The organism is Blautia sp. CAG:237 (genome assembly GCF_000436615.1).
Lineage (GTDB): Bacteria > Bacillota > Clostridia > Lachnospirales > Lachnospiraceae > Blautia_A > Blautia_A intestinihominis.
The window spans coordinates 1-15,688 of the sequence record NZ_FR886656.1 but is presented as its reverse complement, the minus strand read 5'-3'; the positions used below and the strand labels follow the sequence as shown (position 1 = coordinate 15,688).

General features: G+C 45.1%; 14 protein-coding genes. 1 reads left to right on the top strand and 13 read right to left on the bottom strand.

The annotated features are described in order from the left end of the window. Positions 1–200 precede the first annotated feature (200 nt). Positions 201–392: a hypothetical protein gene (locus tag QZL69_RS00605; protein WP_022213297.1), complete on the top strand. Its 192-nt coding sequence runs from the start codon at positions 201–203 to the stop codon at positions 390–392. A 62-nt stretch (positions 393–454) separates the two neighbouring features. Here QZL69_RS00605 and QZL69_RS00600 read toward each other — a convergent pair whose 3' ends face one another. The 13 genes from QZL69_RS00600 to metK form a co-directional block, all read right to left on the bottom strand. Next, a complete protein-coding gene (locus QZL69_RS00600) occupies positions 455–1,174 on the bottom strand; it encodes a lysophospholipid acyltransferase family protein (protein ID WP_022213296.1) in 720 nt (239 codons plus the stop codon). Between the two features lie 22 nt (positions 1,175–1,196). Beyond that, the gene (locus QZL69_RS00595; protein ID WP_227222113.1) at positions 1,197–1,994 is read right to left on the bottom strand and encodes a hypothetical protein; all 798 of its coding nucleotides are present in this window, start codon (positions 1,992–1,994) and stop codon (positions 1,197–1,199) included. A gap of 18 nt (positions 1,995–2,012) precedes the next feature. Then, positions 2,013–4,547: a DNA gyrase subunit A gene (gene gyrA, locus QZL69_RS00590; protein ID WP_022213294.1), complete on the bottom strand. Its 2,535-nt coding sequence runs from the start codon at positions 4,545–4,547 to the stop codon at positions 2,013–2,015. 11 nt (positions 4,548–4,558) lie between these two features. Then, on the bottom strand, positions 4,559–6,484 hold the full coding sequence (gene gyrB / locus QZL69_RS00585) for a DNA topoisomerase (ATP-hydrolyzing) subunit B (RefSeq protein ID WP_022213293.1): 1,926 nt from the start codon (positions 6,482–6,484) through the stop codon (positions 4,559–4,561). A 189-nt stretch (positions 6,485–6,673) separates the two neighbouring features. After that, positions 6,674–7,513 carry a 16S rRNA (cytidine(1402)-2'-O)-methyltransferase gene (gene rsmI / locus QZL69_RS00580; protein WP_022213292.1) on the bottom strand — a complete coding sequence of 280 codons (840 nt, stop codon included), beginning with the start codon at positions 7,511–7,513 and terminating at the stop codon, positions 6,674–6,676. A gap of 36 nt (positions 7,514–7,549) precedes the next feature. Further along, positions 7,550–8,302, bottom strand: a complete 753-nt coding sequence (locus QZL69_RS00575) for a tRNA1(Val) (adenine(37)-N6)-methyltransferase (protein WP_022213291.1) — start codon at positions 8,300–8,302, stop codon at positions 7,550–7,552. Beyond that, positions 8,280–9,194: a PSP1 domain-containing protein gene (locus QZL69_RS00570; RefSeq protein WP_022213290.1), complete on the bottom strand. Its 915-nt coding sequence runs from the start codon at positions 9,192–9,194 to the stop codon at positions 8,280–8,282. Before QZL69_RS00570 ends, QZL69_RS00575 begins: the two co-directional genes overlap by 23 nt. A 1-nt stretch (position 9,195) precedes the next feature. After that, positions 9,196–10,185, bottom strand: a complete 990-nt coding sequence (locus tag QZL69_RS00565; protein ID WP_022213289.1) for a DNA polymerase III subunit — start codon at positions 10,183–10,185, stop codon at positions 9,196–9,198. 92 nt (positions 10,186–10,277) lie between these two features. Next, positions 10,278–10,865, bottom strand: coding sequence for a hypothetical protein (locus QZL69_RS00560; protein ID WP_022213288.1), 588 nt, complete (start codon positions 10,863–10,865; stop codon positions 10,278–10,280). Positions 10,866–10,871: 6 nt separating this feature from the next. After that, positions 10,872–12,335, bottom strand: coding sequence for an aminotransferase class I/II-fold pyridoxal phosphate-dependent enzyme (locus QZL69_RS00555; protein ID WP_022213287.1), 1,464 nt, complete (start codon positions 12,333–12,335; stop codon positions 10,872–10,874). Positions 12,336–12,340: 5 nt separating this feature from the next. After that, positions 12,341–13,030: a response regulator transcription factor gene (locus QZL69_RS00550; RefSeq protein ID WP_022213286.1), complete on the bottom strand. Its 690-nt coding sequence runs from the start codon at positions 13,028–13,030 to the stop codon at positions 12,341–12,343. After that, positions 13,023–14,183, bottom strand: coding sequence for a sensor histidine kinase (locus tag QZL69_RS00545; protein WP_022213285.1), 1,161 nt, complete (start codon positions 14,181–14,183; stop codon positions 13,023–13,025). Before QZL69_RS00545 ends, QZL69_RS00550 begins: the two co-directional genes overlap by 8 nt. 135 nt (positions 14,184–14,318) lie before the next feature. Continuing rightward, the gene (gene metK, locus QZL69_RS00540; protein WP_022213284.1) at positions 14,319–15,503 is read right to left on the bottom strand and encodes a methionine adenosyltransferase; all 1,185 of its coding nucleotides are present in this window, start codon (positions 15,501–15,503) and stop codon (positions 14,319–14,321) included. Positions 15,504–15,688: the final 185 nt, after the last annotated feature.

The window sequence follows — 15,688 nt, the reverse complement described above, 5'->3', positions numbered from 1 at the left end:
ATCTTGTTTGTTTTCATCATATATTTTCTACTTTAACTATACGGGCTGTCCACGCTTAAAGTCAAACACAGTTGACGTTCAAAAAACAGCTGTTCACGCAAGGCAGGGGCAGCCCGAATTTCTGTTGGAAACTTAAGCATTCTATGATAGACTGGATCTTAAGAAAAAGTAAATCTATATAAAAGAAAAGAGGGATTTTTATGGGTGAGATCATTGAGGAATTTTTTAACGGATACTGTCGGAATTTTGACATGACACAGACTGTAATCTGTGAATTCGAGCAGTTTCCAGAGGGGCTTCGTCTTCTTGATTCAAGCTGCGAATACGGGGTCTGTCAATACAGCAAAGACTGCACTCTCATGAAACAGGCACTTGCCAGGGAAAAAGAATGATCTGTACACAAAAACAGCCAGAAGCTTAACTGCTCCCGGCTGTCTGTTTCTCAAATATTCAGTTAATCCCATCCACCATATTCCTGAATGGTTTCTTCGACTCTTCTTCTGACCTCTGCTGCGATCTCTGTTGATTTCATGTCCTTGTATTCGTCATAGCATATCGGTTTCAGGAAATGTACCTGAACGGTCAGCGGAGCCGCTGAGCCTGTGTCAAACGCCTTGTAGGTGTCGATCAGTGCTACCGGAACGATCGGGCATCTGGCTTTCATAGCTGCCTTGAAACTTCCCCCCTTAAATTCCTGCGGATGGTTTCCATTCTTGCTTCTGGTCCCCTCCGCAAAGATAAGATAATTGCGACCGCTCCTGACTTCCTTCGTGACATTGAGGATTACCTGCATGGACTGTCTGATATCCTCTCTGTCCATGATAAAAGCCTTCATACAGGTAAATACCTGCTTCAGAAATGGAACATTACCCACTTCTTTCTTGGCTACAACAGAAAACGGCACCGGGCAGGCATCCAGGATCGCCAGAACGTCATACAGTCCCTGATGATTCGGATAAAACATAAATCCATTCTCCGACGGAATATTCTCTACTCCGTAGGACTTGATCGTAATGTTTCCGCCTGTATTCGCCTTGCAGTCGATTTTCTTGAGCAGCGCATAACGCTTTTCTTCCGGATAATCATCCACATGTCCCGCATACCAGTTCAGCATAAACCATCCATAAGGCACAAAGAAAAGATTTCGTAATACCATCATTATGATTCTTTTCATGCTACACCTCCCCAGGATCCTTTTAACTTAATTTTGAAGCGATTTTTTCTTCGTATCCTGGATTCTTCTTGATAAATTTATCGTAGGCAACGGTGTATTCCTGATATGCATCTGTCTTCATGAACAGCGCATATTTCTCTGCTGCCTGTTTGTTCATATCATTGGTAACATCTGATGGTGCAAGTATATAGTACTTATTGTCATCTTTTTTCTGAGTCATATAAGTACTGATGCACGGATAGCTCTGTCCGTCCTTGAGTACCAGATCATACGTAATATATATAAATGCATAATTACCATCCTGGTATATCTTATCGCACTTGTTGATCTGGATCTTCTCCGGAGAATGCGCTGCAAAATACTTGATATTTGCATCTATCTCTGCCTGAAGATTGTCATCTGCCTTGGTCACTCCATAGCATTTCTTAATCTTATTTTCATTGCCGCTCTCGTAGGATTCGATCAGGGCTTTGACAACTCTTTCCGGTGTTTTGTGGCTGATACCACAGCTTCTCACAGCAAAAATAATCGCTATGAGCAAAATTACAAGCACTGCGCCTCCCGCAATATACTGTACGGGAATATCCATCTTTCTGGATCTGCTCTTCTTTTTGCTTCTGGAAGTTCTGGGACTGGTTGACTTACTGCTGCCATTTACCTTGCGCATGCCAGTCCTTGAACTTCCCGTTCTTTTTGTTTCGAGTGCAGATCTTCTGATGTTGGATTTTGAATGTCCGGTCTTTCGGCGGCTTTTGGTATTCTTACTGCTCCTGGCAGCAGTTTTGCTGCCGCTGTTTAATGTGACATATTCCTTCTCCATGATGATCTAACGTCCCCTTTATTCTTCCGTGCTCTCCTGTACTTCATCATTTGCTTTGTTTACAGGTTCTTCTGCTGTCTGCTGATTCTCTTTGTCTTCTTCTTTCTCTCTGACTTTCGCAAAGCTTGCAACGGTCACTCCTTTGGAAAGATTGATCAGTTTTACTCCTGAGGTAATTCTTCCCAGAATAGAAATATCAGCGCACTGCAGACGGATAATAATTCCCTCTGTGGTGATCATCATGATCTCATTTTCTTCATTTACAGCTTTTGCACCGATAACATTGCCTGTCTTCTCAGTGATCTTGTAGCACTTCACGCCCTTACCGCCTCTGTTCTGGCAGGTGAACTCACTGATGGATGTTCTCTTGCCCATACCGTTCTCAGAAACAACAAGGAGATAATATCCCTGCGTGTTAAGTTGCATAGCTACAACTTCATCACCATCCAGCAGATTGATACCGCGAACCCCCATGGAAACTCGGCCTGTGCTTCTTACATCTGTTTCTTTGAAACGGATGCACTGGCCATATTTGGTTACCAGGATAATGTCCTTCTTATCATCCGTTGCCTTTACTTCGATCAGTTCATCATCATCGCGAAGTGCGATCGCTGCAAGACCTACTTTGCGGACATTTGCATAATCCTGGATCGGAGTTTTCTTGACGAGTCCCTTACGGGTTGCCATCATCAGGTAATGTCCCTCTTCGAACTTGCTGATCGGGATAACTGCTGTAATGCGCTCTCCCGGCATCAACTGCAGAAGATTGATAATCGCAGTTCCTCTCGCAGTTCTTCCTGCTTCCGGAATCTCGTATGCTTTAAGACGGTATACACGGCCTGTATTGGTAAAGAACATCACATAATGATGCGTGGTCGTCATCATCAGTTCTTCGATATAGTCATCGTCCAGTGTCTGCATGCCCTTGATTCCTCTGCCGCCTCTGTTCTGGCTGCGGAAGTTGTCTACGGTCATACGTTTAATATAACCAAGTTTGGTCATTGTGATAACTGTATTTTCTCTCGGGATCATATCCTCCATGGAGATGTCATATGCATCAAATCCAATGGCAGTTCTTCTGTCATCGCCATATTTCTCAGCAATTGCAAGGATCTCCTCACGGATGACACGGAGAAGCGTATTTCTGTCTGCAAGAATTGCCTGTAATTTGCGGATCCTCTCCATTAATTCTGCATATTCTGCTTCCAGCTTCTCTCTTTCCAGACCGGTAAGAGCCCTGAGACGCATATCTACGATCGCCTGCGCCTGAACATCTGTCAGTTCAAAGCGATCCATTAATTCCTGTTTTGCGATCTGAACGTTTCTTGCGGCACGGATGATACGGATAACTTCATCGATATTGTCCAGTGCTTTGAGCAGACCTTCCAGAATGTGAGCACGTTCCTGTGCTTTGTTCAGGTCGTATTTGGTTCTTCTTGTCACTACATCTTCCTGATGTGCAAGATACTGCTTAAGCATCTCCGGAAGAGTCAGTACCTTCGGCTGAAGGCTTCCGTTTACGGAAACAAGGCAAAGCATGATCACGCCAAAAGTATCCTGAAGCTGTGTATGCTTATAAAGCTGGTTCAGGACAACATTTGCATTGGCATCCCTGCGGAGGTCGATGCAGATTCGCATTCCCTCACGGCTGGAGTGATCATTCAGGTCTGTGATTCCGTCAATCTTCTTGTCGCGGACAAGTTCTGCGATCTTTTCGATCAGACGGGCTTTATTTACGAGGTATGGAAGTTCTGTGACGATAATACGTGATTTGCCATTTGGCAGTGTCTCGATATTTGTCACCGCACGGACACGGATCTTGCCGCGACCGGTACGATATGCTTCCTCAATTCCTCTTGTTCCAAGGATCGTTGCTCCTGTCGGGAAATCCGGTCCTTTGACGATCTCAAGAAGTTCCTCGATCGTTGTCTCTCTGTCTTCCTCGATAATGTTGTCAATGATCTTGACAACTGCATTGATAACCTCTCTTAAGTTGTGTGGCGGGATATTTGTCGCCATACCAACTGCGATACCGGAAGTACCGTTTACAAGAAGGTTCGGATAACGGGACGGAAGTACAACCGGCTCCCGTTCTGTCTCATCAAAGTTTGGCTGGAAATCAACGGTATTCTTGTTGATATCAGCAAGCATCTCCATGGAGATCTTGCTCAGACGAGCCTCTGTGTATCGCATCGCAGCAGCACCGTCACCATCCACGGAACCGAAGTTTCCATGACCATCTACCAGCGGATATCTGGTAGACCAGTCCTGTGCCATATTTACAAGTGCTCCATAGATAGAACTGTCTCCATGAGGGTGATATTTACCCATGGTATCACCGACGATACGGGCACATTTACGATGCGGCTTGTCCGGACCGTTGTTCAGTTCGATCATGGAATACAGAACCCTTCTCTGTACCGGCTTCAGACCATCTCTTACATCCGGAAGAGCACGTGAGGCGATAACGCTCATGGCGTAATCTATATAAGATTTCTCCATGGTCTTCTGCAGATCCACCTCATGGATTTTGTCAAAAATATTGTCTTCCATTTTTTATTCTCCTAGATATCCAGATTTTCTACAAAACGTGCATTTTCTTCAATAAATTCACGTCTTGGTTCAACTTTGTCACCCATAAGAGTGGTAAAAGTCAGATCGATCTCAGATGTAGCAGATTCGTCCATTGTTACTTTGAGAAGGATTCGTTTCTCCGGATCCATGGTTGTCTCCCAAAGCTGCTCTGCATCCATCTCTCCAAGACCTTTGTAACGCTGGATCTTGTTGTTATTATCACGTCCGATCTCCTCAAGGATGCGGTTCAGTTCCGCATCATCGTAGGCATACCAGACTTTCTTGTTTTTTTCTACCTTGTACAGCGGCGGCTGTGCCAGATATACATAGCCCTGCTTGATAAGTTCCGGCATGAATCTGTAAAGGAAAGTCAGAAGAAGTGTCGCAATATGTGCGCCATCGACATCGGCATCGGTCATAATGATAATCTTGTGATAACGCAGTTTGCTGATATCAAAGTCTTCATGGATACCTGTTCCAAAAGCTGTGATCATTGCCTTGATCTCTGCATTTCCGTAGATTCTGTCAAGACGTGCCTTCTCAACATTGAGGATCTTGCCTCGAAGCGGAAGGATTGCCTGTGTCGCACGGTTTCTCGCTGTCTTGGCAGAACCGCCTGCGGAATCTCCCTCTACGATATAGATCTCGCAGTTCTTCGGATCCTTGTCTGAGCAGTCCGCAAGTTTACCCGGAAGTGACATTCCATCGAGTGCGGATTTCCTTCTGGTAAGGTCACGTGCTTTACGTGCTGCTTCTCTTGCTCTCTGTGCAAGAACAGATTTCTCAACAGTAGCCTTGGCTACAGATGGATTCTGCTCAAGGAAAATTTCAAGCTGCTTGCTGACAACAGAGTCTACGGCGCCTCTCGCCTCACTGTTGCCAAGTTTCTGTTTTGTCTGGCCTTCGAACTGTGGTTCTTCGATCTTGACACTTACGATCGCAGTCAGACCCTCACGGATATCATCACCGCTTAAGTTCGGTTCACTGTCCTTGAGAAGTTTGTTCTTTCTCGCATAATCGTTAAAAGTCTTGGTAAGTGCATTACGGAAACCAACGATATGTGTACCGCCCTCCGGTGTATTGATGTTATTTACAAATCCATAGCTGTTCTCTGTATAGGAGTCGTTGTGCTGCATCGCAACCTCAACAGAAACGCCGTCCTTCTCTCCCTCACAGTAAATAACCTCTGGATACAGAGGTTCTTTACTCTTGTTCAGATATGTTACAAATTCACGGATACCACCCTCGTAGTGGAATACTTTTTCTTTCTTGGAGTCTTCTCTCTCATCTCTGAGGACAATGCGAAGTCCTTTGGTAAGGAAAGCCATCTCACGAAGACGCTGTTTCAGGATATCATAATCATAAACAGTTTCCTCAAAGATTTCCTTATCCGGCAGGAATGTAACAGTTGTTCCTGATTTCTCCGGATCACACTCTCCAACAACCTTGAGAGGATACATTGTATGTCCTCTCTCATAACGCTGCTTGTATTCTCTGCCTTCGTGATATATGGTAACTTCCAGCCACTCGGACAGAGCATTTACAACGGATGCTCCTACGCCGTGAAGACCTCCGGATACCTTATATCCTCCACCGCCAAACTTACCGCCGGCATGCAGAATGGTAAATACAACCTCAACTGCCGGAATTCCTGCTTTGTGGTTGATACCTACCGGAATTCCCCGACCATTATCTACAACTGTAATGGAGTTGTCTGGGTTGATGCTTACCTGGATCTCTGTACAATATCCTGCCAGAGCTTCATCTACCGCATTATCTACAATTTCGTATACAAGATGATGCAGACCCCGGCTGGATGTACTTCCAATATACATACCCGGTCTTTTACGAACCGCTTCCAGCCCTTCCAAAATCTGAATCTGGTCCGCTCCGTACTCCGTATTTTCTCCGCCCATGTGCTGCCTCCTGTCATTCAATGTTATATAAAAATTACTGGTTGTATATCCTCTGTTGGACATACGTATACTAATTTATTATAACACAAAAACAACTCTCTTTCCATTAAAAATCCCGGTTTTCTGTAAAAACAATGTATAAAAAAAGGAACTGTATTTCACATTTTTTTGGAAATACAGTTCTCGTATTTACTGGATCAGATATTGATAAATTTCTCTCTTGGATACCCCTCGGTCCTTCGCCACCTGCTTCATGGCATCCTTCCTGGAAAGCCCCTGTTTTTCGTAGATTTCCATATGTTCCTCGATGGAGATCTCCTCCCAGGAAGCTACAGCTTCTTCCTTGAGTTCCTGGCGGCTCTTGCCCTCGATCACAAGGACACATTCCCCTAATGGCTTTTCGTTCTCATAATGAGCGATCAGCTCATCGATCGTCGTATGAAAAGCAGTCTCATGTTTCTTCGTCAGTTCCCGACAAAGTGTCATTCTGCGGTTGCCAAGAGTTTCTTTGAGATCCTTAAGTGTGCGGACCAGCTTGTGTGGTGCCTCATACATAATGATCGTCCTTGTCTCATTGACCAGTTCATCCAGGACTTCCCTGCGTTCTTTTTTGTCCATTGGAAGAAAAGCTTCGAAAGCAAATCTCCTGGTCGGAAGCCCTGACAGAGTAAGTGCTGTAATACAGGCAGCAGGTCCCGGAAGTGAGGTCACTTCGATCCCTGCTTCATAACACATGGCAGCAAGTTCTTCTCCCGGATCTGAAATTCCAGGAGTACCTGCATCCGTGATCAGTGCAATGTTCATTCCTGACTGCATCTTCTCGATCAGTGTATAAGCTTTGTCGATCTTGTTGTATTCATGATAACTGGTCATGGGCGTTTTGATCTCGAAATGATTCAGAAGCTTGATACTGTTTCTCGTATCTTCTGCCGCGATCAGGTCTACTTCTTTGAGAGTACGCAGAACACGCAGCGTAATATCTTCCAGATTTCCGATAGGTGTTGCACACAGATATAATTTACCGCTCATAAATCAGGTTCCTTTCTTGAATTCTTATCCGAATCATCAGACCATCCCGTAGATTTCCAGGATCGCCTTTGTATACTCTCCCGGCTTCTCATAAACGATCAGCGGACGCTCTACCGTGATTCTGGAGTTTCCACCCTTGCAGGCCTCGATCAATACCATATTTGGTTCTCTGTCTATGTACGGATACACAAGCTGCATGCGTTTCGGCTCCAGCTTGTATTTCATCAGCACCTGAAAAATCTCAGCAAGACGGAACGGACGGTGCACCATAAAAAAATGTCCCCTGTCCTTGAGTACTCTGGACGCCTGGCTGACAACATCCTCCAATGTGCAGAGCACCTCATGTCTCGCAATTGCTTTTGCCATATACGGATTACGCAGTCCATGCTCTCCGATCATATACGGAGGATTACTTGTTACTACATCAAAAGAAGCTGCTCCAAAAATTCCAGCAGCCTCCTTAATATCTCCGCATACAATATCAATTGCAGATTCCAGACTATTGTACGCAACACTGCGTGCGGCCATATCTGCACATTCTTCCTGTATCTCCAGTCCTGTGAGATGTTCTCCCTTGCCTCTGCCTTTGAGCAGGATCGGAATGATCCCTGTGCCGGTTCCCATATCCAGGACCCTTGCATTCTTTCTGATCTTTGCAAAGCCGGACAAAAGAACCGCATCCATTCCGAAGCAGAACTTCTCTGGATTCTGAATTACATAAAATCCATTCTGCAGGTCATCGACCCGCTCTCCCGGATGTACCAGATCAGTTTGCGGATTTCTTTCCATGAGATTTTTTATCTCCTTCTCTGTCTTCGAGTTTTTCCAGTTCCTTCATTTCCTTCTCGGAAACTTTGACTTTTTTCTTACGGGGACGGAATTTCAGTTCATTTACCGGAAATTCCTGAATCTCCTTTTCGTCGTTTACTTCGACAACGACTTTGACTCTCTGGCGAAGAACGTTTACATTCTGTACAGTTCCCTGAATTCCATCCGGAAGTGTGACAGTGTCCCCGATTCCCGGAAGTTTCTTATTCAGTTCCTCGTATGTTTCCTGTTCGTTCTTGAGACAGCACATCAGTCTGCCGCATACGCCGGAAATCTTGGTCTGGTTCAGTGAAAGGTTCTGTTCCTTCGCCATCTTGATAGATACCGGTGCAAACTCTGACAGATACGTGTGGCAGCAGAGACTTCTGCCGCAGATTCCGATTCCTCCGAGGATCTTGGTCTCATCACGGACACCGATCTGTCTCAGCTCGATCCTTGTCTTGAAGATTGCCGCCAGATCCTTGACAAGCTGACGGAAATCGATTCTTCCATCTGCTGTAAAGTAAAACAATACCTTGTTGTTATCAAATGTATATTCTGCATCGATCAGCTTCATCTCCAGACCATGCTCACGGATCTTCTTCTGGCAGATCTTGAAGGCATCCTTCTCCTTGAGACGGTTCTGCTGCTCTCTGTCCTCATCTGCCTGAGTCGCTACTCTCAAGACTTCTTTGAGCGGATGAACAACCTCGTCCTCTCCAACTTCCTTCGGTCCAAGTACAACTCTGCCGAATTCTACTCCGCGGGCGGTCTCTACGATCACATGATCGCCCACCTGCATTTTATAATTCTTCGGATCAAAATAATATATTTTGCCGACATTTCTGAATCTGATTCCAACTATTTTTGTCATTCTATCTCTCCCTGATCGTCAGGAACAGAAGTTCAAGAGCAAGCTCGAAGTTTACATTTGCACGCAGACGTACCTTGGCCTTCTCCAGTGCTTCCAGTATCTTTTCGAGATTTTCATATGAACGCTGGCTCGCCTGTTCCTTTATATAATTAATTTCCTGCTTGAAGACCAGATTGTCTATTTCCCTTGTAGCTTTGAACATCAGAACATCACGGAACCAGAACTGAAAAATATCCAGATAGTCGCCTATATGCTGTTTCTCATCGGAAAGTTCGCGGATCACATCAGTCAGCTCATAAGTCTGCATCGTACTTACATACTTCAGGATCCTGAGAGCATTCTCTGTCATCTTGCCAAACTCTTCGGATGTTGCTGCCTCCTGTGCCTTGCCGATGCTTCCCTGTGCAAAAGATGCATCGATCTCTGCCTGATAATCCGGCACATGAAGACGTTCCATAAGATATTTCTTAACCAGATTGTCATCTACTACCTTGAGATCCAGTCTGACACAACGGGACTGGATCGTCGGAAGAAGTGCATCTGCATTGCTGGTCAGCAGCATGATGACTGCATATTCCGGCGGCTCCTCAATTGTCTTGAGAAGAGCATTCTGTGCCTGTACTGTCATCATCTCCGCATCCGGAACGATATAGATCTTATGCGGACTGCAGTATGGTTTAATTGCTACATCGTGAATCAGCTGATCACGAATCTCATCTATCGAAATAGTTCCCGGCTTCTCATGGTTTACCATGATGATATCCGGATGATTCTTACCCAGGGCTTTCTTACAGGAATCACACTTCTGACATGGCTCCGTTCCCCCAGCCTCGCACTGAAGAGTCATTGCATAAGTCGTCGCAAGAAGTTTCTTACCTGATCCAGGTCTTCCGGTAAAAATATAGGAATGAGATACCTTTCCTGTCGTCATGGCATTCTTCAAATGCCTGATAATCTCCTCGTGCCCGATAATATTGTTGAAACTAACCATTCAGAATCACCTCTCTTGTTTCTGTATACGAATCTTTGTTCGCCATGCCTACATTATAGCATACTTTGTTACCCATTCAAAACTATTTTTGTCTATGAAAGGGAATTTATATATTTTATAATATTTTCGACACACAATTCTAAATTCTCATTAGCAAATCTTAATTTAATTCCTGCCTCCCGGATGTTTTCCTCCGAAAAGTCCTCCTGATCTGCCAGAAAACGTCTGCACATCTCTTCGTATTTCGGTTTCTCCTGCTCCCGCTCCCGAAGAAGTGCCCTCTGTAATCGCTCTCCGTCCTCTACTTCAATATAAACCGGGATCACATGTTCTTCCCCGTAATATTGCTTAAGTTTCTGATAAGATTCCAGTGTGCCGATTCCAAGATAGTTTCCCTCTGAGAGATCTACCTGTCCATCATCTGCTGTAAAATATGTCCAGATGCCATGAACAGTATGGTAGGCTCTGGCTTCGATCAGCTTTCCTGATTTCTTAAATTCCTCAAGTCTGCTGTCATCTGTAAAATAATACTGAACTCCATCCTGCTCTCCCGCGCGGATCGGTCTGGTCGTATACAGTACCAGTTTCTTCAGGTTCAGTTCTTTATTGCCTGCCAGTAAAGAATAGATCCGGTCCTTACCGGCGGCACTTTTTCCCATAATATAAAAAATCTTTCCCATGAAATATCAGATTTCCTGCTCCTTCGTAGTATTCTGGGCTACTACACGGATGGTCTCATTGGTATAGTCCTCCAGTCCCTGCAGATACAATCCCTCTTCCATGTATATTCTCATATTACGGATAAATTGTCCAGTAATCTGTTCTCCCGGTACGATCAGCGGGATTCCAGGCGGATAGAGATATCCAAACTCTGCCGATATCCGTCCGACACTTTCTTCCAGTTTGCGGATTTCACTCTCCGATTCCATTGCCTCCGTGATCGACATGAACTGGCTCAATGAAGTGTATGCTGTTCTTCCTGCCTTCGGTTCTTCTGCTTCTCTTTTTTCTTTTTTCTTCTGTGCTTCTTCCTGGTCGATCTCCTCGATTGCCTGGCAAAGTCTCTCAAAGCCTTCCTCACTGTCACCAACTGCTGCCAGTGCAAGCACATAATGCTCCGTTTCCATCTCCACCTGAATGTGATATTTCTCCAGAAGGATCTGTGCCAGTTCACTTCCCGTCATTGACGCATAGCGTGTAGAAAAAAGTAATTTGGAACGATCATAATCAAAAACTCCGGCCGTTCCGATCTCCGGTGAAACCAGGCGGATATACTTGCATTCTGAAAGCCTGCGTCTCGCCTTTTCGAGGATCTTTGTAAATTCACGGAACATCTCATTACCGTCGGAGGACATTTTTTCCATGCAGGCATCCATACTCGCCATAAGGATATACGACGGGCTGCTGCTCTGATAAATTCCCATAAATCTGCGGATCAGTCTGCTGTCCACGCGGTCACTGCAGTTATGGAGCACCGCAGTCTGCGTCATCGACGGAAGTGTCTTGTGGAAACTCTGGATAACCAGATCCGCTCCCAGTTCAGCTGCTGATGTCGGGAAATAATTTGAAAAGTGAAAATGTGCTCCATGTGCCTCATCCACGATCAGCGGAATCTCATATCTGTGTACGATCTCTGCGATCTTCTCAATATCTGATACCACCCCATCATACGTCGGCGATGTGAGAAGCACTGCCTTGATCTCCGGATTCTCCGCCAGTGCTCTTTCCACCTTATCCGGTGAAATTCCTCCGTTTATCCACCACTTTTGGTCCATCTGTGGATAGACATAAGTCGGGATCAGATTCCTCAGATACAGAGCATGATAGACAGCCTTGTGGCAGTTCCTCGCAACAAGGATCTGTCCCTTCCTCGGAACCGCTGCCGAAACAGCCGCAAGAAGTGCCGCTGTGCTGCCATTAACGCTGTAATAACATTCCTTCGTACCATACACATTCGCAGCAGTTTCCTGCGCTTTTTTCAGAATTCCTTCCGGATGATGAAGATTATCAAATCCCTCTATCTCTGTGATATCCCTGTCAAACGGCAGGTCTGTATTGACTGTGTCCGGATTTCTCTTGTGCCCCGGCATATGAAATGGATAATAATCTTCCTGGCTGTAAATTTCTAATGCTCTATATAATCTTTCCATAATTTTTATACCTTAAACCTGTAACCTACACCCCAGATGGTTTCAATATACTGCGGCTTGGCTGTGTTGAATTCAATCTTTTCACGGATTTTCTTGATATGAACGGTAACAGTTGCAATGTCGCCTACAGATTCCATATCCCAGATCTGACGGAACAGTTCCGCCTTGGTAAATACGCGGTTCGGATTCTCCGCAAGGAATGTAAGAAGATCAAATTCCTTGGTCGTAAATGTCTTCTCCTCCCCATTGATCCAGACTCTTCGCGCTGTCTTGTCGATCTTGATCCCACGGATCTCGATAATATCATTCTTGACAACATTTGATCCTACAAGTCTGTTATATCTTTCCATATGTGCCTTTACCCTGGCAACAAGTTCGCTTGGGCTGAACGGCTTGGTCATGTAATCATCTGCCCCAAGTCCCAGTCCACGGATCTTGTCAATATCGTCTTTCTTTGCCGAAACCATGATGATCGGGATATTCTTCTCCTCGCGCACCTGACGGCAGATATCAAATCCATCTACCTCAGGGAGCATCAGATCAAGTATGATCAGGTCGTATTCTTCTTTCAGAGCCTTCTCAAGCCCTACATCGCCTCTTGTGGCGATCTCAACATCAAATCCTGACAGTTCCAGATAATCTTTCTCCAGATCTGCAATTGCCTCTTCGTCTTCAATAATCAGTATTTTACTCATTTACAGGTACCTCCTGGTATTTTCTCAAAACAAAGTACATGATCGTGCCGATGTCCTCGCGGCTGGTTGCCCACACTTTACCTCCATGGTCCTCCAGGATCTTACGCACGATGGAAAGACCAATCCCACTGCCTCCCTTGGCAGAATTTCGCGAAACATCTGTCCGGTAAAAACGGTCAAAAATATATGGCAGATCTTTGGCTGCGATCCCCTTGCCATTATCTTCGATCTCAACCTGGACAAAATCACCGACATCCTTGACACGGATCTGTATGATGCCCTTCATTCCCTTGCCCTTGTCCATATATTTAATCGCATTGCTGATGATATTATGGATCACCCTTCGGATCTGCTCTCCATCTGCGATCACCTGCACATCACTGTCTACGTAGTTGGCATAGCAGAGCTGTATTCCTCTCGTTTCCAGTTCCAGTCCCACTTCCTCTGCACAGTCTGAAAAATAGTCCTCAACATTCAGTTTACTGAACGTATATGGAATACGGTTTGTATCGATCTTGGAATAAAAAGTAAGCTCATTGATCAGATGATCCATCTCAACTGTTTTGTTATAAATAGTACGGACATAACGATCCATCTTTTCCGGGGTATCTGCCACTCCGTCCATGATACCCTCAACGTAGCCCTTAACGGCTGTGATCGGGGTCTTGAGATCATGAGAAATATTGCTGATCAGTTCTTTGTTTTCTTTGTCCAGGACAAGTTTTTCTTCTGCGGATTCCTTGAGCCGTCTCCTCATTTCCTCAAAATCACGGCAAAGTTCCGCAAACTCATCCGCCCCTTCCACATCAAGAACAAAATCAAGATTTCCGTCTTTGATATTCTGCGTGGCCTTACGCAGCTTAACAAGTGGTGTGGCAACACTTCTGTAAATCCACAATCCTACGGACACACTCGTAAATATCAGGATGACCAGTGCCGTAAAAAAAAGATCCTTCGTCATGATCCGTAAGCCCGAACCGTCAACTCCGGTCTCTCCGATCGTAATATCATAATCTGCTTCCTGCACTGCTTCATTCTTAGATGTACTCCTGTGCTGCGCTTCGCTGAACCCGTATAAAGTAGCCGCCAGCAGCAGCATTGGAACTAATATGATCATCAGGAAACCGAGTATGATCCTCTGTTTTAATTTCATAACACATCCCCGCTTCTCTGTATAAAAATAAACGCACATATAACGAGTCTGTACCCGCTATATATGCGTTCATTATATCATATCACGATATTCCTATCTCTAAATTTTCTATAAAAACGGTGAAAAAACCGTGTCTTACAGATATTTCTTGAGATCGTCAACTTTATCCAGTTTTTCCCACGGAAGATCTACATCTGTACGTCCAAAATGTCCGTAAGCAGCTGTCTGTTTGTAGATCGGTCTTCTCAGGTCGAGCATACGGATGATTCCTGCCGGACGGAGATCAAAGTTCTCACGGATGATCTCAACAAGTCTGGTGTTGGAAAGTTTTCCTGTTCCAAATGTTTCTACATTGATGGAAGTCGGTTTTGCTACACCGATCGCATAGGAAAGCTGGATCTCGCACTTGTCAGCCAGTCCTGCTGCAACGATGTTCTTTGCAACATAACGTGCTGCATAAGCTGCGGAACGGTCAACCTTTGTGCAGTCTTTTCCTGAGAAAGCACCGCCGCCGTGACGTCCGGATCCACCGTAAGTATCAACGATGATCTTACGTCCTGTAAGTCCACTGTCACCGTGAGGTCCACCGATCACGAAACGTCCTGTCGGGTTGATGAAGTACTTGGTATCATCATCTACCATGTCTGTCGGGATGATCTCATCAAATACATATTTCTTGATGTCTTCGTGGATCTGCTCCTGTGTAACTTCCGGATCATGCTGTGTAGAGCATACAACTGCATCGATACGGATCGGTTTGCCTTCTTCACTGTATTCAACAGTTACCTGAGTTTTTCCGTCTGGTCTTAAGTATGGCAGAGTTCCGTCTTTGCGGACTTTTGTAAGCTGGCGAGCCAGTTTGTGTGCCATGTTGATCGCATATGGCATGTACTCTTCTGTTTCATTGGAAGCATATCCGAACTGGATTCCCTGGTCTCCGGCTCCGATCGCATCGATCTCGTCTTCTCCCATCTTAGCTTCCAGAGCTTTGTCTACGCCAAGAGCGATATCTGCTGACTGCTCATCGATTGCAGTGATGACTGCACATGTATCAGCATCAAATCCATATTTTCCACGGGTATAACCGATCTCTCTTACTGTATCTCTTACGATTTTCTGGATATCAACGTAAGCGCTTGTTGTGATCTCTCCCATAACAAGTACAAGACCTGTTGTTGTAGCGGTCTCGCATGCTACACGGCCCATCGGGTCTTTTTCCATGATCGCGTCAAGAATGGCATCGGAAATGGCATCGCACATTTTGTCCGGATGACCTTCAGTTACAGATTCGGATGTAAATAAAATCTTTTCTTTCTCCATGATTGGTTCCTTTCTTTTTTATCTGGTCTATTGATCAATAAGTTATCTGCGTACATAACAAAATAAGACAGCCCCAACAATAGGACTGTCTTGAATTTGATTTCAATCCTCTTATTGTTCGATCACTCGCTCAGGTTGGCACCTTCCTCTCAAGGGAGGGGTTGCCGTGGCTTCACAGATCCTTT